General features: G+C 72.0%; 16 protein-coding genes. 4 read left to right on the top strand and 12 right to left on the bottom strand.

Features of this window, described 5'->3' with window-relative positions:
• Positions 1-11 precede the first annotated feature (11 nt).
• The 3 genes from LWC33_RS21035 to LWC33_RS21025 all read right to left on the bottom strand — a co-directional run bounded on the left by LWC33_RS21035 (position 12) and on the right by LWC33_RS21025 (position 3674).
• On the bottom strand, positions 12-1076 hold the full coding sequence (locus LWC33_RS21035; RefSeq protein WP_233306133.1) for a substrate-binding domain-containing protein: 1065 nt from the start codon (positions 1074-1076) through the stop codon (positions 12-14).
• Between the two features lie 34 nt (positions 1077-1110).
• Positions 1111-2025 carry an ABC transporter permease gene (locus LWC33_RS21030; protein ID WP_233306187.1) on the bottom strand — a complete coding sequence of 305 codons (915 nt, stop codon included), beginning with the start codon at positions 2023-2025 and terminating at the stop codon, positions 1111-1113.
• A 140-nt stretch (positions 2026-2165) separates the two neighbouring features.
• Positions 2166-3674 (bottom strand): sugar ABC transporter ATP-binding protein, encoded by a 1509-nt coding sequence (locus tag LWC33_RS21025; protein ID WP_233306186.1) that lies wholly within the window; start codon positions 3672-3674, stop codon positions 2166-2168.
• A gap of 107 nt (positions 3675-3781) precedes the next feature.
• Here LWC33_RS21025 and LWC33_RS21020 point away from each other — a divergent pair, with 107 nt between their 5' ends.
• The gene (locus LWC33_RS21020; RefSeq protein WP_233306185.1) at positions 3782-5038 is read left to right on the top strand and encodes an ROK family transcriptional regulator; all 1257 of its coding nucleotides are present in this window, start codon (positions 3782-3784) and stop codon (positions 5036-5038) included.
• Positions 5039-5161: 123 nt separating this feature from the next.
• Here the strand turns inward: LWC33_RS21020 and LWC33_RS21015 are convergent, their stop codons facing one another.
• The 8 genes from LWC33_RS21015 to LWC33_RS20980 all read right to left on the bottom strand — a co-directional run bounded on the left by LWC33_RS21015 (position 5162) and on the right by LWC33_RS20980 (position 14572).
• On the bottom strand, positions 5162-6361 hold the full coding sequence (locus tag LWC33_RS21015; protein WP_233306132.1) for an ABC transporter ATP-binding protein: 1200 nt from the start codon (positions 6359-6361) through the stop codon (positions 5162-5164).
• Between the two features lie 4 nt (positions 6362-6365).
• Positions 6366-7193, bottom strand: coding sequence for a carbohydrate ABC transporter permease (locus LWC33_RS21010; RefSeq protein ID WP_233306184.1), 828 nt, complete (start codon positions 7191-7193; stop codon positions 6366-6368).
• Between the two features lie 62 nt (positions 7194-7255).
• Positions 7256-8224, bottom strand: coding sequence for a carbohydrate ABC transporter permease (locus LWC33_RS21005; protein ID WP_372476665.1), 969 nt, complete (start codon positions 8222-8224; stop codon positions 7256-7258).
• Positions 8221-9519, bottom strand: a complete 1299-nt coding sequence (locus LWC33_RS21000; protein ID WP_233306131.1) for an ABC transporter substrate-binding protein — start codon at positions 9517-9519, stop codon at positions 8221-8223. Before LWC33_RS21000 ends, LWC33_RS21005 begins: the two co-directional genes overlap by 4 nt.
• A 303-nt stretch (positions 9520-9822) precedes the next feature.
• On the bottom strand, positions 9823-10344 hold the full coding sequence (locus tag LWC33_RS20995) for a YflT domain-containing protein (RefSeq protein ID WP_233306130.1): 522 nt from the start codon (positions 10342-10344) through the stop codon (positions 9823-9825).
• Positions 10345-10764: 420 nt separating this feature from the next.
• Positions 10765-11958, bottom strand: coding sequence for an acyl-CoA dehydrogenase family protein (locus tag LWC33_RS20990; protein WP_233306129.1), 1194 nt, complete (start codon positions 11956-11958; stop codon positions 10765-10767).
• A 38-nt stretch (positions 11959-11996) separates the two neighbouring features.
• On the bottom strand, positions 11997-12977 hold the full coding sequence (locus LWC33_RS20985) for an HpcH/HpaI aldolase/citrate lyase family protein (RefSeq protein WP_233306128.1): 981 nt from the start codon (positions 12975-12977) through the stop codon (positions 11997-11999).
• Positions 12978-13699: 722 nt separating this feature from the next.
• Positions 13700-14572, bottom strand: a complete 873-nt coding sequence (locus tag LWC33_RS20980) for a PhzF family phenazine biosynthesis protein (RefSeq protein ID WP_233306127.1) — start codon at positions 14570-14572, stop codon at positions 13700-13702.
• A gap of 89 nt (positions 14573-14661) precedes the next feature.
• Between LWC33_RS20980 and LWC33_RS20975 the strand changes: the two genes are divergently transcribed.
• Together LWC33_RS20975 and LWC33_RS20970 are read left to right on the top strand one after the other, a co-directional pair.
• Positions 14662-15981, top strand: coding sequence for a magnesium transporter MgtE N-terminal domain-containing protein (locus LWC33_RS20975; RefSeq protein WP_233306126.1), 1320 nt, complete (start codon positions 14662-14664; stop codon positions 15979-15981).
• Positions 15974-16516 (top strand): DUF1003 domain-containing protein, encoded by a 543-nt coding sequence (locus tag LWC33_RS20970; RefSeq protein ID WP_233306125.1) that lies wholly within the window; start codon positions 15974-15976, stop codon positions 16514-16516. The genes LWC33_RS20975 and LWC33_RS20970 overlap by 8 nt, the downstream gene beginning before the upstream one ends.
• 180 nt (positions 16517-16696) lie before the next feature.
• Here LWC33_RS20970 and LWC33_RS20965 read toward each other — a convergent pair whose 3' ends face one another.
• Positions 16697-17110, bottom strand: coding sequence for a MarR family winged helix-turn-helix transcriptional regulator (locus tag LWC33_RS20965; RefSeq protein ID WP_233306182.1), 414 nt, complete (start codon positions 17108-17110; stop codon positions 16697-16699).
• A gap of 233 nt (positions 17111-17343) precedes the next feature.
• Here LWC33_RS20965 and LWC33_RS20960 point away from each other — a divergent pair, with 233 nt between their 5' ends.
• A complete protein-coding gene (locus LWC33_RS20960) occupies positions 17344-18489 on the top strand; it encodes an Mrp/NBP35 family ATP-binding protein (RefSeq protein WP_233306181.1) in 1146 nt (381 codons plus the stop codon).
• The last annotated feature ends 205 nt before the right edge of the window (positions 18490-18694 follow it).

The following is an 18694-nucleotide window of genomic DNA, read 5'->3' as shown; positions in this document are numbered from 1 at the left end:
GAGCGGCGGCGTCACGACTCGAAACCCAGCGGCAGGTAGTCGGCGACGTTGTCCTTGGTGATGGTCGCCGAGGCCAGCGTGATCGACGTCGGGACCTCCTTCTCGACGAGGTCGCCCATCCCGCGGTTCTGCGCGACGAGCCGGGCCAGCGCGATCGCCGACGACGCCATCGTCGGACTGTAGGTCACCGTCGCCTTGAGCACGGTGTTGTCGGCCTGGATGTCGCGCATGGCGTTGGCCGAGCCCGCGCCACCGACCATGAAGAACTCGTTGCGCCCCGCCTGGTTGACGGCCGCGAGCACACCGATGCCCTGGTCGTCGTCGTGGTTCCAGAGGGCGTCGAGCTTCGGCGCGGCCTGCAGCAGGTTCGCGGTGACCCGCTGCCCGCCCTGCGCGGTGAAGTCCGCCGCCTGCCGCGGCCCGACCGAGAAGCCGTGGGAGGCCAGCGCGTCGGCGAAGCCCTTGCTCCGCGCCTGGGTCAGCGGGAGGTTGTCGATGCCGGCGACCTCGCCGATGACCGGGTTGGCGACGTTGGTGGCACGCAGGCGCCCGCCGATGTAGGTGCCCGCGCTGACGCCCATGCCGTAGTTGTCCCCGCCGATCCACGTCCGGTACGCCAGCGGCGAGTCGAAGACGCGGTCGAGGTTGATGACGGGGATGCCGGCGTCCATGGCCCGCCGGCCGAGGCTGGTGAGCTGGCTGCCGTCGTTGGGCAGGATGACCAGGGCGTCGACCTTCTGGTTGATCAGCGTCTCCACCGCGGCGATCTGCTGGGCGACGTCGTTGGTCGGATTCACGGGCGCGAACGTGACGTCGGGGTACTGGCCGGCCTGCGCCTTGGCGTTGTTCGCGATGGCCGCGATCCAGCCGTGGTCGGCCGCCGGTGCGGAGAAGCCGATCGTGACGGGGGCACCCGGGGCGGCGTTGTCGCCGGCGGCCGCGGCGACGGTGGCCCCGGACCCGCTCGACGGGGCTGCATTGCTGGTGCAGGCGGCCACGGTGGCCACCGTGCCGACGCCGAGCGCCGCGAGGAAGCCGCGGCGGCCGAGGCCTCCGGGCAGCAGGGAATCGGACATGGCTCTCGTGCTCCTTCGTGGGACAGCGGCCGGGTCAGGTGGTGGAGGAGCTCCGGGCGCGGGCCTGGATCAGCACCGCGACGACGATGATCGCGCCCTTGGCGATGTTCTGGACCTCGATCGCCAGGTTGTTCAGCACGAACAGGTTGGTGATGACCGTGAACACCAGGACGCCGAGGATCGAGCCGATCAGCGTCCCGCGGCCGCCGGTGAGGAGCGTGCCGCCGATGATCACCGCGGCGATGGCGTCGAGCTCATAGAGCGTGCCGTGGGTGCTCGAGCCGGTCGTGGTGAGCGAGGCGATCATGATCGCTGCGATGCCGCAGCACAGCCCGGACACGACGTAGAGCAGGACGGTGTGCCGCCGCACGTCCACGCCGGCCAGCCGCGCCGCCTCCGGGTTGCCGCCGATGGCGAAGGTCCGGCGGCCGAAGGTGGTGCGGTTCAGCACGACCCAGCCCACGGCGATGACCACGGCGAAGAGGTAGACGAGCAGGGGGATGCCGAGGATCCGGGTGCTGGCGATCGCCGCGATCACGGGGTCGGTGACGATCTGGCTGCGCCGCCCGGAGATCAGCTCTGCCAGGCCCTGCGCCGAGATCAGCATGGCCAGCGTGGCGATGAACGGGACGATCCGGCCGTAGGCGATGAGCACGCCGTTGACCAGTCCGGCGCCGACCCCGACCGCCAGCGCGCAGAAGATCATCACGAGCGCGCCGAACGACTGGGTCGCCACCGTCGTCGCCCACACGGAGGCCAGCGCCATCACCTTGCCGACGGACAGGTCGATGCCGCCGCCGATGATCACGAACGTCACCCCGACCGTCAGCACCCCGATGATCGACGCCGAGGTCAGCACGGTCAGCAGGTTCGACACCGTCGGGAAGGTCCGCGGGGCCGTCACGACGCCGACCACCGCGAGCAGCACCAGCACCGCGACCAGGCCCATGTTGCGCCCGACGCCGCCCTCGAACAGCACCCGTACCAGACGCGAGGGTTCCGGGCGGCCCGGCGGACTCTCCGGGCCCCCCGCGACCGGTGCGTCCGTGGTCTCCGTCGTCCGGGCCGGCGAGATCGGGCTCTGCTCGCTCACGACCCGGCTCCCGCGAGTCCGTCGGCGGTCATGTCCGCTCCTTCCATCACCAGGTCGAGGACCCGGTGCTCGTCGAGCTCCGCGGCCGGGCCCGCGTGCACGATCCGGCCCTCCCGCACCACGAGCACGCGGTCGGCCAGGCCGAGCACCTCGGGCACCTCGCTAGACACCAGGACCACCGCCACCCCCTCGCCGGCGAGCCGGCGGACCAGCGCGTAGATCTCGCTCCGGGCACCGACGTCGACGCCGCGGGTGGGCTCGTCGAGCAGCAGCACGGTGCAGCCGTGCAGCAACCAGCGGGCCAGGACGACCTTCTGCTGGTTGCCGCCGGAGAGCGTGCGGGCGGGGCGCCGCGGGTCGGCGGGCCGGACGTCGAGCTGTGCGGTGACCACGCCGGCGTCGGCCAGCTCGGCCTCCCCGCCGAGGAAGCCGCCGCGGGCGAACCGGCGCAGCGACGCCAGGGAGACGTTGCGCATCACCGGCTCGTCGAGCAGCAGCGCCTGGGCCTTCCGCTCCTCGGGGCACAGCCCCAGTCCCGCCCGCACCGCGGCCGGCACCGACCCACGGGGCAGCGCCCGGCCGTGCACCCGGACCCCACCGGTGTCGGCGCGCCGGGCGCCGTAGACCGTCTCGAGGATCTCCGAGCGGCCCGAGCCGACCAGGCCGGCGAGCCCCACCACCTCGCCCGCCCGCACGGTGAACGAGACGTCGGCGAACTCGCCCGTGCGCCCCAGGCCGTCGACCTCGAGGACGACCTCGCCCGCGGGGCCGGTCGACGGCGGGAACACGTACTCGATCGCCCGGCCGGTCATCAGCCGGATGACGTCGGCCGTGGGAGTGGTGCGGGCGGGCAGGTTGCGGGCGACCGTCCGGCCGTCCTTGAGCACGGTCACCCGGTCGCCGATCTCGCGGATCTCCTCGAGGCGGTGGGAGATGTAGACGACGGCGACGCCGTCGGCGGTGAGCTCGCGCATAACGCGGAAGAGGTTGCGCACCTCCTCGGGGTCGAGCACGGCCGAAGGCTCGTCCATCACGATCAGGCGGGCGTCGCGGGCCAACGCGCGGGCCATGCTGACGATCTGCTGGCCGGCCGCGGACAGCTCGCCGAGCTCGCGGCGGGGTGGGATCTCCGGGTGGCCGAGGCGCGCCAGCAGCCGGCGGGCGATCTTCTCGGCGTCGCGGGGGCGGGTGAAGCCGAGCCGGGCGGGCTCGTGGCCCAGCACGACGTTCTCCGCGACCGACAGGCCGGGGACCAGGTCGAGCTCCTGGTGGATGGTGGCGATGCCGGCGGCGTCGGCGGCGTGCGGCGAGCCGAAGGCGACCGGGGCGCCGTCCCAGGTGATCGCGCCGGCGTCGGGCCGGTGGGCACCGGCGAGCACCTTGATCAGGGTCGACTTGCCCGCGCCGTTCTGTCCGAGCAGGCAGTGGACCTCACCGGCGGCGACGTCGAGATCGACGCCGTCGAGCGCGCGCACGCCGGGGAAGGTCTTCACGATCCCGCGCATCGTCAGCAGTGACGCCACGAGGGGAAACTAGAAGCGTTGACCAGCGCCGTACAACGACCGAATAATGCCCCTTCGCGCTATTTATCGGACGATATCGGGGCGTGACGATGGCGTTGCCGCACTCGACACCACCCCGGGCCCCGCTGCCCGGGCCGGCTCTGTTGCCGCCGTTGCGGCTGAGCGCCCCGCCGCAGTCCGGGCGCATCGTCCCGGCGCTCCTGCTCAGCACCGTCGCCCGGCTGGTCGCCTCGGACACCGCGGTCAGCAAGGCCGACCTCGTCGCGGCGACCGGCCTGGCCAGGACCACCGTGAGCACCGCGGTCGACGAGCTGCTCGCCGGTGGGCTCCTCCGGCTCGACGGGCTGCGGCCGACGGCGGGCCGGGGGCGACCCGCCGAGCGGCTCGCGCTCGCCGCCGAGGGCGGCCAGGTGCTGCTCGCCGACGTCGGCGCGCGGGGCGCGCACCTGGCCGTGACCGACCTCAGCCAGCGGGTGCTCGCGCACGCGCACGTCGACCTCGACGTCACCGACGGCCCGGACACGGTGCTCCGGACGGTGGAGACGGAGCTCACCCGGCTCCGCGCCGGATCGGCCGTCCCGGCCCGGGCCGTCGTGATCGGTCTGCCCGGTCCCGTCGACAACCACCTCGGGATCCCGGTGCGGCCGCCGATCATGCCGGGCTGGCACGCCTACCCCGTCACGGCGCGGCTCCAGCAGACCTTCGGCTGCCCGGCCGTGCTGGAGAACGACGTGAACCTCCGCGCGCTCGGCGAGGCCCGCGCGTTGCCGGTCGACCAGGTCCCGCTGCTGTTCGTGAAGATCGGCACCGGGATCGGCGGCGGTCTCGTGACCGGCGGCGGTTCGCTGCACCACGGCGCGGACGGGGCCGCGGGCGACATCGGACACGTCCGGGTCCGCGGGGCGCCCGACGACGCGTGCGTCTGCGGCAACGTCGGCTGCATCGAGGCCGTCGCCTCCGCCGGGGCCATCGCGCGCCGCCTCGGCGGGCGCGGCGACGCGCCGTCGATCGCCGACCTGCGGGCGATGCTCGGGCGCGGCGACGCGCGGGCGGTCGCCGCGGTGCGGGAGGCGGCCGGGCTGATCGGCGAGCTGGTCGCGACGCTCGTACACCTCTACAACCCGGCGCGGGTGACCCTCGGCGGCTCCCTCACCGCGGCCAGCGACGAGCTGCTCGCCGGGGTCCGCAGCGTCGTCTACCAGCGCGCGTTACCCCTCGCAACGCGCAACCTGGTGCTGACCAACAGCGTGCTCGGCGAGTACGCGGGCGTCGCCGGCGCCACCGTCCTCGGCATCGAGCGGGTGCTCTCCGCTGAATCGATCGGCCTCCTCCTCCCCGCCCCCTGACCCGCGAGTCGCGCCGTGGGCTCCCGCGAGTCGCGCTCTCCACCCCCGCGAGTCGCGCCGTGGGCTCCCGCGAGTCGCGCTGTGACCCCCCGCGAGTCGCGCTCTCCACCCCGCGGGTTCGGGTCAGACGGTGGCGGGGGCGGCCTCGCTCGTCGTCAGGTTCTTGCCCGTCTTGGGGTCGAAGACCTGCAGCTTGGAGGTGTCCACCCACACGTCGACGGACTGGCCCTCACGAGCCGACGACGCGGCGGAGAGCCGCGTGACCAGCTGGCCCGCGTCGCCGCCCGGGACGTCGGCGGTGCCGGCGTCGGCGGCCAGCTCGGCGAGCTCGTCCGAGGTCGCCTGCTCCTCCACGCTGAAGTAGACGAACTTGTCCGAGCCCATCGACTCCAGCACGTCGACCTGGGCGGTGAACGTCGAGCCCTGGTGGCGGACGCCCTCGTCGATCAGGGAGGCGTCCTCGAAGTGCTCCGGCCGGATGCCGACGATCACGTCCCGCTCCGCCTGCGACGCCGACAGCGTCTGCCGCAGCTGGTCGCCGACCGCGAGGTCGCCGAGGGCGGTGCGGAGCGTGTCGTTCTCCAGCCGCGCCGGCAGGAAGTTCATGGCCGGCGAGCCGATGAACCCGGCGACGAACAGGTTGGCCGGGTTGTCGTAGAGGTGCTGCGGCGAGCCGATCTGCTGCACCACGCCACTGCGCATGACCACGATCCGGTCGCCGAGCGTCATGGCCTCGGTCTGGTCGTGCGTGACGTAGACCGTGGTCGTCTCCAGCCGCTGCTGCAGCTTGGAGACCATCGTCCGCATCTGGACGCGCAGCTTGGCGTCGAGGTTCGACAGCGGCTCGTCCATGAGGAAGGCCTTGGGGCTGCGGACGATCGCGCGCCCCATCGCGACGCGCTGCCGCTGGCCGCCGGACATGTTGGCGGGCTTGCGGTCCAGGTGCTGGGTCAGGTCGAGGATCTTCGCGGCCTCGGTGACCTTGCGGTCGATCTCCACCTTGTCGACCTTGGCCAGCTTGAGCGGGAACGCCATGTTCTCCCGCACCGTCATGTGCGGGTACAGCGCGTAGGACTGGAACACCATGGCGATGTCGCGGTCCTTCGGCGCGCGCTCGTTCATGCGCTGCCCGCCGATGCGCAGCTCGCCGTCCGAGATGTCCTCGAGCCCGGCGATCATGTTGAGGGTCGTGGACTTCCCGCAGCCGGACGGCCCGACGAGGATGATGAACTCACCGTCGGCGATCTCGATGTTGACGTCGTCGGCGCCGAGGGTGCCGTCGGGGTACCGCTTGTAGACGTGGTCCAGGACGATGTCGGCCATCGGGTTATCCCTTCACTGCGCCGGAGGTCAGCCCGGCGACGATCCGGCGCTGGAAGAACAGCACGAAGACGATGATCGGAATGGTGAGCAGCACGGCCGCGGCCGCGATCGACCCGGTCGGCTCCGCGAACTGCGAGGCGCCGGTGAAGTTCGCGATCGCCACCGTCGCCGTCTGCGAGCGGCTCGTCGAGGTCAGCGAGATCGCGAACAGGAAGTCGTTCCAGCAGAAGATGAACACGAGGATCGCCGTGGTGAACACGCCCGGCGCGGCCAGCGGGACGATGACCGAGCGGAAGGCCTGCAGCGGCGTGGCGCCGTCCATCTTCGCCGCCTTCTCCAGCTCCCACGGGATCTCCCGGAAGAAGGCGGAGAGCGTGTAGATCGCCAACGGCAACGCGAAGGTGATGTACGGCAGGATCAGCCCGAGCCAGGTGTCGAAGATGCCGATCCCGCGGAAGATGTCGAACAGCGGGCTGACCAGCGAGATCTGCGGGAACATCGCGATCAGCAGCGAGACCCCGACGAGGGCCTTCTTGCCCGGGAAGTCAAGGCGGGCGATGGCGTAGGCCGCCATGGTCCCGATCACGACGGCGAGCACCGTGGAGATGAGCGCGATGCCGATGGAGTTCCGCAGTGCCGCCGTGAACAGGCCGATCTGGAAGATCTGCGCGTAGTTGTCGAGCGTCCAGCTGCGGGGGAAGAAGTTCCCGTCCGTGATCGTGTCGGTGGTCTTGAAGCTCAGCGACAGGATCCACAGCACCGGCACCAGCGCGTAGAGCAGCACGACCAGGTCGGCGACCGCCCACCAGGTCTTCTTCTGCCCCTCGGACATGCCCGCGCCCTTGGACGAGCCCCTCGCCGGGGTGGCGGGCCGGGACTCCACTGTGGTGGCCATCAGCGCTTCCCCTCGTCGGACCCGGGCGCCGCCGCCCCGAATATCTTGATGAACAGGAACGCGATCAGCGCGACGGCGATGAAGATCAGCACGCTGATCGCCGAGCCGATGCCCAGGTTGAAGGCCTTGAACAGGTTGTCGTAGCCGAGCATCGACACCGAGCCGGTGCCGTTGGAGCCCTGCGTGAGGATGTAGATGTTGTCGAACACGCGGAAGGCGTCGAGCGTGCGGAACAGCAGCGCGACGAGGATGGCCGGCTTCATCATCGGCAGGATGATCCGCGTCAGCCGCTGCCACGGACCGGCGCCGTCGACCTGGGCGGCCTTGAGCAGGTCGTCCGGCACGAGGGCGAGGCCGGCCATCAGCAGCAGCGCCATGAACGGCGTGGTCTTCCAGACCTCGGCCAGGATGATCAGCAGGATCGCCGAGACCTGCCCGGTCAGCGGCGCGGCGCCCTCGGGGAGCATCGCCGCCAGGTAGCCCTTGTCCGGCGTCCAGGCGAACTGCCAGCTGAAGGCCGCGACCACCGTGACGATGCCGTACGGGATGAGCACGACCGTCCTGGTCAGGCCGCGCCCGACGATCGTGCGGTGCATGACCAGCGCCAGCGCCAGGCCGAGCACGAACTCGATCGCCACCGAGACGATCGTGATGATCATCGTGACGAGGAAGGCGCGCCACCAGTACTCCGACGTCAGCACGGCGGCGTAGTTGGCGAAGCCGGCGAACGCGCGGTCCGCGGGGAACCGCAGGTCGTAGCGCTGGAAGGACAGCCAGAGCGCGTAGACGATCGGGTACGCCGTGACCGCGACCATGATGATCGCGGCGGGCGCGCAGAGCAGGAGCCCGAGCCTGCGCTCGGCCTTCTTGCCCTCGGACAGCGCGGGCTTGCCCTTCCGGTGCGCGCCGCCCTGCTGCTCGGTCTGCTGAGTCGTCGAGGCCGCGAGGGCCCCGCTGTCGATGCTCACGGCACCAGCCCTTCGGAGTTCTGCGCGCGGACGATCTGGTCGGCGAGCCCGGCCGGGACCGCCGCGGGGTCGATGTCCGCGGGCGGGTTGAGCTGGTCCGAGATCACGATCGAGATGCTCTGGTAGGCCGGGGTCTTGGGCCGCACGCTGGCGTTGTCCAACGACTCCTTGATGGCCTGCCAGGCCGGGTACTCCTGCTGGAAGGACGGGTCCGAGTACAACGCCTCCAGCGTCGGCGGGACCCCGCCGTCGACGGCGTTGCGCAGCTGGTTCTGCCGGTTGCGCAGGCACTGCACGGCCTCGAACGCCAGGTCCTTGTGCAGCGACGTGCTGCTCACGCCGAGGTTCAGGCCACCGATGGTGACCTTGGCGGGCTCGCCCGGGTTGACCGACGGGTACGGGGCCCACGCGAACTCGTCGACGACCTGGCGTCCGGTGTCGGTCGAGGCCGGCTTGCCCTGCTGGTCGATGAAGGTGCCGCCACCGCCGCCGTCGGGCGGCGGGGTGTTGATGGAGGCGTAGACGAACGGGTAGTTGATCTGGAACGCGGCGGTGCCGGCCTCCATCGCCAGCCGGCCGTCGTTCTCCTTGGCCACCGACAACGACGGGTCCGACGCCGGCGATGCCGCCACCCGCTTCATGATCGTCGCGGCCTTCTCCGCGTCGCCCGCGCCGGGCTGCTCGGCGATGAGGACCTTTCCGTTCTCGTCGACGATCTCGCTGCCGGCGCTGTTGACCAGCGTGTTGAACCAGACCGTGAGGCCCTCGTACTGCGCGCCCTGCACCTCGATGTAGGAGGGCAGGCCCTGCTGGTGCAGCGCCTCGGACATCTGGATCATCTCGTCCCACGTCTTCGGCGGGGTGGGCGCGAGGTCCTTGCGGTACCAGAGGATCTGGGTGTTGGTGTTGAGCGGGGCGGCCCACAGGTCGCCCTGGTAGGTGCCGGTCTCGAGCGGGCCGGCCAGCGTGCCCTGCTCGACCTGCGCCCGGACGTCCGGCGGGAACTTCTCCAACCAGCCGGCCTTCGCGAACTCGGCGGTCCAGGTGACGTCGATGCCGACGATGTCGACGGCGGTGTCGCCCGCGACGAGCCGGCGGGCCAGCTGGAGCCGCTGGTCGTCCGCACCCTTGGGGAGGGTCTGCTGGGCGATCGTGTACCGGCCGTTCGCGGCCGCGGTGCAGTCCTTCGCGGCCTCGGCGTACTGGGTCGCGCCGTCCGCCGGGGTGTAGAAGTTCAGCGTCGGCGGCCCGGCCGCCTCGGCACCGCAGCCGGCCAGCACCGCCGCGGTGAGCACGGCGCCCCCCGCGGCCGCCCAGCGGCCCCGACCGCGACGCCGTCTGCGACGCCGCCCGTCGGCTCCCCCGCCCGTCGTGCCCGGCGGCTGCCCCATTCCGGCCTCCCGTTCCGTCGACGCGCAGGCGCCGGTAGGGACGCGGCGGCGCAGCATCGCACAGTCGTGTGACCCCGATCACGTGGAGCGATCGGTACGGGAAACCTATGTCGGGTTCGGGCACCCCGCAATTCGAGATCGCGGCAGTGACCAAGCCGAGACCTGATCAGGCCGAAATGGACACCAACGGACGAGTCCGGCTTGCGCTCAGGCGCCCGCGGCGGTACCCATCGCCAGCTTGGCCAGCAGCTCGCGGGCCTTCTCGGCGTTGCGCGGCTGGCACAGCACGTCGTAGCGCCCGGCGACCATCTGGCTCGCCGAGGTGAAGTCGCGACGGCCGCGGGTGCCCCAGTACTGGGCCGCCGCGAAGGCGAGGCCGAACACGATGCCGCCGAGCAACGCGACGACGATCCGGACGATCCCGCCGCCCCCGGTGGTGAAGAGGCTGAGCAGCAGGCCCACGAACAGACCGAACCAGGCGCCGGACGCCGCGCCCGACAGGAGCACCCGACCCCAGGTGAGCCGCCCGACGATCCGCTCGACGAGCATCAGGTCGACGCCGACGATCGTCACGTCCCGCACGGGGAAGTCGCTGTCGGCGAGGTGGTCGACCGCCCGCTGCGCCTCCTCGTAGGTGGCGTACGAGCCGACCGGCCAGCCGGTGGGCGGGGTGGGCAGGTTGGGCAGGCCCGGCGCGGGCTGTCCCCTTCCGCCGAACGGGGTGGTCACGGGCTCTCTCCTCGGTACGGCCGACTGGACACCTCGGACATCTCGGTGCCCATGATGTCAACGACCGGGACCGCGCCGAAGTGCCCTCCGCGCTGGTCACGATAGAGGCACACCGCCCGCACCGCTGCCACTGCGCCCATGATCACCTGGTTCGGACCCCGCTCCGCGGACGTCCCGTCCGTTCGACGTCACCCGCACCCCTGGGCCGGTCGGACCTGGTGGGCCGTTCGGAGGTGGTACCGCGCGCCTCGACTTTCGTACCGGCGCAGGGCGCCGGGCGCAGCGGGCGGCGGGTCCTCCGGCCTCGTGGTGCTCCTGATCCTGGCCGCCCTCGCGGCGGGCGTTCGGAGCCGACCCCGAACAGTGCGGGAAGGACGAACGGCGCCTCCCGGTCGGGAGGCGCCGTTCGCACGAGCGGGCTCAGCGGGAGCGGTACTCCTTGAGCAGGCCGCGGGAGATGATCGTCTTCTGGATCTCCGAGGTGCCCTCGCCGATCAGCAGGAAGGGCGCCTCGCGCATCAGGCGCTCGATCTCGTACTCCTTCGAGTACCCGTAGCCGCCGTGGATCCGGAAGGCCTCCTGGGTCACCTCGGCGCAGTACTCCGAGGCGAGCAGCTTGGCCATGCCGGCCTCGACGTCGTTGCGCTCGCCGCGGTCCTTGAGCCGGGCCGCGTTGACCATCATCAGGTGGGCGGCCTCGACCTTCGTGCCCATCTCGGCGAGCTTGAACGCGATCGCCTGGTGCTCGGCGATCGGCTTGCCGAAGGTGGCGCGCTGCTGCGCGTACTCCACGGCGAGCTCGAAGGCCCGGATCGAGATGCCGCAGGCGCGGGCGGCGACGTTGACCCGGCCGACCTCGACCCCGTCCATCATGTGCGAGAAGCCCTTGCCGGCCTCGCCGCCGAGGATCTGCGCCGCCGGGATCCGGAAGCCGGAGAACACGGCCTCCGTGGTGTCGACGCCCTTGTACCCCATCTTGTCGATCTTGCCGGGGATGGTGAGCCCGGGCACGACCTCGCCGAAGCCGGAGGGCTTCTCGACCAGGAACGTCGTCAGGTTCTGGTACGGCTTCGGCTGCCCGAGGTCCGTCTTCACCAGCAGCGCGATCAGGTTCGACGAGCCGCCGTTGGTCAGCCACATCTTGGCGCCGTCGATGACGTAGTCGTCGCCGTCCTGCTTGGCGCGGGTCTTGATCGCCGCGACGTCCGAGCCCAGGTCCGGCTCCGACATCGAGAAGGCACCGCGAGTCTCCCCCAGCGCCATCTTCGGCAGGTACTTCTGCTTCTGCTCCTCGGTGCCGTGGTGCATCAGCATGTACGCCACGATGAAGTGGGTGTTGATCACGCCGGAGACGCTCATCCAGCCGCGCGCGATCTGCTCGACGACCAGGGCGTAGGTCAGCAGGGACTCGCCCAGCCCGCCGTACTCCTCCGGGATGGTGAGGCCGAACAGCCCCATCTCCTTCATCCCGTCGACGATGTCCTGCGGGTAGGCGTCCTCGTGCTCGAGGGCGGTGGCGTGCGGGATGATCTCCTTGTCCACGAACGTGCGGACGGTGGAGATGATCTCCTCCTGCACGTCCGTGAGACCGGCCGTCTGGGCCAGGCGGGCCATGTGCTTCCTCCTCGCTGAAGTCGTGCGCTACCGGGCCCTCACGCCTCCGGCGGGGTCCACTTGTCCGTGCGCTGCATGCCCGCGGCCCGGCCCTTGCCCGAGATCACCAGGGCCATCTTGCGGGAGGCCTCGTCGATCATCTCGTCGCCGAGCATCGCGGCGCCGCGCTTGCCGCCGGCCTCCGAGGTGAACCACTCGTAGGCGTCGAGGATGTTCTCGGCGTGGTCGTAGTCCTCCTGCGACGGGCTGAAGGTCTCGTTGGCCGCGTCGATCTGGCCGGGGTGCAGGACCCACTTGCCGTCGAAGCCCAGCGCGGCGGACCGGCCGGCGACCCGGCGGAACCCGTCGACGTCCTTGATCTGCAGGTACGGCCCGTCGATGGCCTGCTTGTCGTGCGCGCGGGCCGCCATCAGGATCGACATGAGGATGTGGTGGTAGGCGTCGCCGACGTCGTAGCCGGGCGGCTGCTCGCCCACGACCAGGGACTTCATGTTGATCGACGCCATGAAGTCGGCCGGGCCGAAGATGATCGTCTCGACGCGCGGGCTGGCCTGCGCGATCGCGTTGACGTTCGTCAGGCCCAGGGCGTTCTCGATCTGCGCCTCGATGCCGATCCTGCCGACCTCGTAGCCCATGGTCTTCTCGATCTGCGTCAGCAGCAGGTCCAGGGCCTCGACCTGCTGCGGCGTCTGCACCTTGGGCAGCATGATCGCGTCCAGGTTGGCGCCGGCACCCTCGACGACCTCGACGACGTCGCGGTAGGTCCACTCGGTGGTCCAGTCGTTGACCCGGACCACGCGGGCCTTCTCGCCCCAGCCGCCCTCGTTCAGCGCGGCGACGATCGTCTTGCGGGCACCGGGCTTGGCCAGCGGCGCGCAGGCGTCCTCGAGGTCCAGGAAGACCTGGTCGGAGTTCAGCGTCCGGGCCTTGTCGATGAACTTCTGGCTCGAACCGGGGACCGCCAGGCAGGACCGGCGGGGGCGGAGCGGGCGTGTGCTCGCGGACTCCACAGACGTCACTGTCGAACTCCTCGTCGCTGATCGGGGCTCGTTGGATGCTGGCACGTCCGGGCGCCGAGCGCGCCGTCAGGTGATTGGTTTCTCACCCACGGGAGGTGGACGAGGGTTACCGGCCGGTACCACCCCCTCCGATCGGATGGTTCGGGCGGCCGGGCGGGCCCTGACCTGCGGGACCGCTCGTGCACCCTTGTGCTCGCACCCGGAAGGTGCTGCACCTCCCGCTCTACGACTCCCACACGCGAGGCCGCGTGACACCTCCGCCGGGCACCGGCCTCACACTCGGGAATGCGTGACACCCTTCGGGGACCGGCTCCCACATCCGAGGGGTCGACGGCACACGCCGTCGACAGGGTGTCCGGCGCTCGACCGCGTGTGGGACGTCCCATGAGCCGGAGGGGCCTGCCCGTCGGGCTCGCCGGGGCCGGTCCGGGCTGCCGAGCTCGCTCGGCGCCACCCCGAGCGGCCTCCGCGGCTCTCGCACATCCGTCGAAGCGCGGCACGGGCCGTCGACCGGGTGTGCGGGCGAAGGCGCGGGCGTGTCGCGGCACCCGAGCGGGTGCGCGAGGCCGGAACGGGTGTGGCCGGGCGACCTGGTGTGCCAGGTCGGGGCTGGTTCCGGCCAGGCGGCCCTCCACGCCAGCCCGCGCGACCTCGCACCGCCGGTACCGGGGCCGTTCTCCCCGCCCGCACACCCGTTGTTGCGCGACGCGGGCCGCCGACGCTCACGGGAGGGCGGTGAGCTCGCCCCGGGAGACCGGCACGACGCCGCCGCGGACTGTGGTGGCCACCGCCCGCCCGCCCTCGGCGCGCACCTCGACGTCGAGCAGTGAGGGGCGGCCGATCTCGGCGCCCTGGGCGATGGTGAAGCGCGACGGGCCGTCCGGCGCGAGCAGCCCGCGGTCGGTGAGGAACACCCCGAACGCGACGGCGGCGGAGCCGGTCGCGGGGTCCTCGTCCACCCCGACCCCGGCACCGAACATCCGCAGGTGCACCTCCCGGGCGTCGCCCGACACGCTCGCGACCACCAGCCCGGTGAGGTCGGCGGTCTGTGCACGCACCGCCTCGGCGTCGGGGACCGCGCGGGCCACGGCGTCGGGCCGGACGAGCAGGAACGCATACGGCACGCCCGCCGCCGCGACGCCCGGGGCCGCCGCTCCGTCGACGTCGTCCGGGGTCAGCCCGGCCGCGGTGGCGAGCAGGGCGGCGTCGAGGTCCTCGCCCACCTCCGGCCGACCGCCCGAGACGCGCGCCCCGTCGGCGTCGACGGCCACGGGCAGCAGACCGGCCCCGCACTCCTGGACGACGTCCCCGTGCCGGATCGCCCCGTCCCGGGCGAGGACCCAGGCCGCGCCGACGCTCGGGTGTCCGGCGAACGGCAGCTCGACGGCAGGGGTGAAGATCCGCACCCGGTAGTCCGCCTCCGGGGTGGTCGGCGGCAGCGTGAACACGGTCTCGGAGAGGTGGAACTCGGCGGCGATCGCCTGCATCGCCTCGCCGGAGGGTTCGAACTGCTCGCAGCGGACCACCGCGAGCGGGTTGCCCGCGTACGGGCGGTCGGTGAACACGTCCACGACGTCGAAGCGGAGGCTCGGCACAAAACGGAGGGTAGGGCCGTCGGCGGGGGAATCGCCGCAGGATCGGTCCGACCCCGCCCCCACCTGCGAGGACGCCTAGTCTGTGCTCCATGGGCGCGGCGCGGATCTTCGTGGCACGGATGGCGGGACTCGCCGTGTTCGGGCCCGACGGGGAACGGATCGGCAAGGTGCGCGACGTCGTCGCCACCCTGCGGCTCGACGCCACCCCGCCGCGGGTGCTCGGCCTGGTCGTGGAGCTGGGCAACCGGCGTCGAATCTTCGTGCCGATGCTGCGGGTGGCCGACGTCGATCCCGCGGCCGTCACGCTGGCCACCGGCTCGGTCAGCCTGTCCGGCTTCCACCAGCGCCCCAACGAGACGCTCGTGCTGGGGCAGATGCTCGACGCCCCGGTCGCCGTCCGCGAGTCGGGCGAAGCCGCCGTGGTGGTCGACGCGGCGATGGAGCCGACCCGCAGCCGGGACTGGGTGGTCAGCCGGCTGGCGCTGCGCACCGGCCCGCGCCGGCTCGGCCGCCGCAACCCGGTGCAGGTGCTGCCGTGGAGCGCGGTCCAGGGGCTGACCCTGTCCGACCGGCAGGGCACCGAGGGCCTGCTCGCGGTGTTCGACTCGATGCGGCCGGCCGACGTGGCGGCCGCCCTGTCCGAGCTGCCGCGCAAGCGTCAGCGGGAGGTCGTCGACGCGCTCGACGACGAGCGGCTGGCCGACGTGTTCGAGGAGCTGTCGGAGAACGACCAGCGGGTGCTGTTCGCCCACCTCGACTCCGAACGGGCCGCGGACATCCTCGAGGCCATGTCGCCCGACGACGCCGCCGACCTCCTCGGCGAGCTCGACGACGAGGAGGCCGGCCGGCTGCTCTCGCTGATGGAGCCCGAGGAGTCCGAGCCGGTCCGGCGGCTGATGACCTACGAGACGCGCACCGCGGGTGGCCTCATGACGCCGGAACCGATCGTGCTCCGGCCGGACGCGACCGTGGCCGAGGCGCTCGCGCACGTCCGGAACCCGGACGTGCCGCCGGCGCTGGCCAGCATGGTGTTCGTCTGCCGGCCGCCGAGCGCCACCCCGACCGGCCGGTACCTGGGCTGCGTGCACAGCCAACGGCTGCTGCGCGAGGCACCGTTCGAGCTGGTCGCGGGGCTGGTCGACAGCGAGCTGGCCCGGCTGGAGCCCGACGCCTCGATCGAGGAGATCACCCGCTACTTCGCCACGTACAACCTGGTGGCGGGCCCGGTCGTCGACCCGGAGGACCACCTGCTGGGTGCGGTCACCGTCGACGACCTGCTCGACCACCTGCTGCCAGAGGGCTGGCGGGACCAGCCTGCCCTCGGGCACGTCGAGCCCGGGGTCGGCGAGCTCGCGCGCAACGGCGCGGCGCCCGCCGGATCCGCACGGAGGGGGGCCACCGATGCCTGAGCTGCAGAGCGGCCGCCGCCTCGACCTGCCGCAGGTGGGCAGGCGGCGGATCGAGTTCGACCCGGACGGCTTCGCGAGCGCCGCGGAACGCATCGCGCGCTTCCTCGGGACGGGGCGCTACCTCGCGATCCAGACCGTGATCGTGATCGTCTGGATCGGGCTGAACCTGGTCAGCTGGTGGCTGCAGTGGGACCCGTACCCGTTCATCCTGCTCAACCTGGCCTTCTCGACCCAGGCGGCGTACGCGGCGCCGCTGATCCTGCTCGCCCAGAACCGGCAGGACGACCGGGACCGCATCGCGCTCGAGGAGGACCGCCGCCGCGCCGAGCGCACCAAGGCCGACACCGAGTACCTCGCCCGCGAGCTCGCGGCACTGCGGCTCGCGGTCGGCGAGGTCGCCACCCGGGACTACCTGCGCGGCGAGCTGGAGCGGCTCACCCAGAACCTGGAGGCCACGGTCGACGCCGCGGTGCGCGGCGACCAGTCCGACCGCCGGCCGGAGAAGCGGGAGGCCAAGCCCGGCCGCCGCCGCTGACCGCGCCCCTCCTGATCCGCGAGTCGCGCCCAGGGCTCCCGCGAGTCGCGCCCTGGGGTCCCGCGAGTCGCGCCCAGGGCTCCCGCGAGTCGCGCCCAGGGCTCCCTTGAGTCGCGCGCTGGGCTCCCGTGAGTCGCAAGATCCGACGGCGCGAGTCGCGAGATCCGGCGGGCCGCCGGGTCAGGTCACGATGAGGCGGGAGCAGATCCGCTCGAGCGCCGCGAGGTCGTCGGCGTCGAGCCGTCTGGCGAAGTGGCTCGTCACCCCGCGCAGGTGGGTGCGCGCGGCGGTGCGCAGGCGGTCCAGACCGGCCGGGGTGAGACCCGCGGCGACCCCCCGGCCGTCGGACTCCACCCGCGCCCGGCGCACCAGCCCGGCGCGCTCGAGCCGGTCGACCAGCCGGGTCACCCCGGACCGCGAGAGCAGCACGGCGTCGGCCAGCTCGGTCATGCGCAGCCGTCTGCCGGGCGCCTCCGCGAGCTGGACCAGCACGTCGTAGGCCGCCAGCGAGAGCTCCTGCTCCGCGACGAGTTCGGTCTCCAGCGCCCGGGTGATCGTGGCGTGCGCTCTCAGGAACGCCCGCCACGACGCCATCTCCTCCGGCTTCGGCACGACCTGCGCCGACCGGTCCTTCCCCCCGTGCGCGGACCCCGTGGTGCGCAGGCCGTCGGAAGCGGCCCGCCCTTCGGCGATGTCCGTCACGCCCGTAGATGCTACGGATGCGAGAGCGGGCGCGGGACCGCACGTAGCATGGGGGGCGACAGGCCGTGACCGTACTCGCGGCGCTCGTCGACGAGGAAGGTTCAGCGGAGACCGAGATGTCCCTCATGGGAAACACCAGCACCGAGACCGTCGAGCAGGCGATCCGCGCCGCGCTGAGCAAGGTCGAGGACCCCGAGATCCGCAAACCGATCACCGAGATCGGCATGGTCAAGGGCGTCACGGTGTCCCCGGACGGTGTCGCGCAGGTGGGCGTCTACCTGACGGTTGCCGGCTGCCCGATGCGCGAGACGATCACCAAGCGCGTGACCGCGGCGGTGTCCGTGGTGCCCGGGGTGAGCGAGGTCCGCGTCGAGCTGGACGTGATGAGCGACGAGCAGCGGACCGCCCTACGCCGCCAGCTGCGCGGCGACTCCGACGAGCCCGAGATCCCGTTCGCCCAGCCCGGCTCGTTGACCCGCGTGTACTGCGTGGCGTCCGGCAAGGGTGGCGTCGGCAAGTCCTCGGTCACGGTGAACCTGGCCGCGGCGATGGCGGCGAAGGGCCTGCATGTCGGCGTGGTCGACGCGGACATCTACGGGCACTCGATCCCGCGGATGCTGGGCGCGGCGGACCGGCCGACCAAAGTCGAGAACATGATCATGCCGCCGCAGGCGCACGGCGTGAAGGTCATCTCGATCGGCATGTTCGTCGCCGACAACACGCCCGTCGTATGGCGCGGCCCGATGCTGCACCGCGCGCTGCAGCAGTTCCTGGCGGACGTGTTCTGGGGCGACCTGGACGTCCTGCTCCTCGACCTGCCCCCGGGCACCGGCGACATCGCGATCTCGACCGCACAGCTCATCCCGAACGCCGAGCTGCTGGTGGTCACCACCCCGCAGCAGGCCGCGGCCGAGGTGGCCGAACGGGCGGGCTCGATCGCCGTGCAGACCCGGCAGCGGATCGCCGGCGTGATCGAGAACATGTCCTGGCTGGAGATGCCCGACGGGACGCGGATGGAGGTCTTCGGCGCGGGCGGCGGGCAGACCGTCGTCGACCGGCTGACGCAGACTCTCGGCGCCCCCGTCCCGCTGCTCGGCCAGGTGCCGCTCGAGCCGGGCGTGCGCGAGTGCGGCGACTCCGGCACCCCGATCGTGCTGCGCAGCCCGGAGACCGCGGCGGCGCAGGTGCTCAACGGCATCGCGGAGAAGCTCACGGTCCGCTCCCGGGGCCTGGCCGGCATGAGCCTCGGGCTCTCCCCCGTCCGCAAGTAATCACGTTATGGTTCCATAACGCGATCTCCTGCCCGGTGATATCGCGCTAGGGAACCATAATGCGCTGACGAGCCCGTTCCGAACGCGTTAGGGAACCATAATGCGCTCCAGCGGGGTCGGATTGCGCATTATGGTTCCATAGTGCGAATGGTCAGACCCGAATCCGCGAGTAGGCCTTGAGTTGATCTGGGTTTGCCGGGCTGGG

It is taken from the genome of Pseudonocardia terrae (assembly GCF_021343995.1).
Taxonomy (GTDB): domain Bacteria; phylum Actinomycetota; class Actinomycetes; order Mycobacteriales; family Pseudonocardiaceae; genus Pseudonocardia; species Pseudonocardia terrae.
This window is presented reverse-complemented; position numbering and strand designations above follow the sequence as displayed.

Coding starts and splice junctions, on each gene's coding strand:
- LWC33_RS21035 (WP_233306133.1), bottom strand. CDS start 1,076: ATGTCCGATTCCCTGCTGCCCGGAGGCCTCGGCCGCCGCGGCTTCCTC.
- LWC33_RS21030 (WP_233306187.1), bottom strand. CDS start 2,025: ATGGGCCTGGTCGCGGTGCTGGTGCTGCTCGCGGTGGTCGGCGTCGTG.
- LWC33_RS21025 (WP_233306186.1), bottom strand. CDS start 3,674: ATGCGCGGGATCGTGAAGACCTTCCCCGGCGTGCGCGCGCTCGACGGC.
- LWC33_RS21020 (WP_233306185.1), top strand. CDS start 3,782: ATGGCGTTGCCGCACTCGACACCACCCCGGGCCCCGCTGCCCGGGCCG.
- LWC33_RS21015 (WP_233306132.1), bottom strand. CDS start 6,361: ATGGCCGACATCGTCCTGGACCACGTCTACAAGCGGTACCCCGACGGC.
- LWC33_RS21010 (WP_233306184.1), bottom strand. CDS start 7,193: ATGTCCGAGGGGCAGAAGAAGACCTGGTGGGCGGTCGCCGACCTGGTC.
- LWC33_RS20990 (WP_233306129.1), bottom strand. CDS start 11,958: ATGGCCCGCCTGGCCCAGACGGCCGGTCTCACGGACGTGCAGGAGGAG.
- LWC33_RS20975 (WP_233306126.1), top strand. CDS start 14,662: ATGGGCGCGGCGCGGATCTTCGTGGCACGGATGGCGGGACTCGCCGTG.
- LWC33_RS20970 (WP_233306125.1), top strand. CDS start 15,974: ATGCCTGAGCTGCAGAGCGGCCGCCGCCTCGACCTGCCGCAGGTGGGC.
- LWC33_RS20965 (WP_233306182.1), bottom strand. CDS start 17,110: ATGGCGTCGTGGCGGGCGTTCCTGAGAGCGCACGCCACGATCACCCGG.
- LWC33_RS20960 (WP_233306181.1), top strand. CDS start 17,344: ATGGGAAACACCAGCACCGAGACCGTCGAGCAGGCGATCCGCGCCGCG.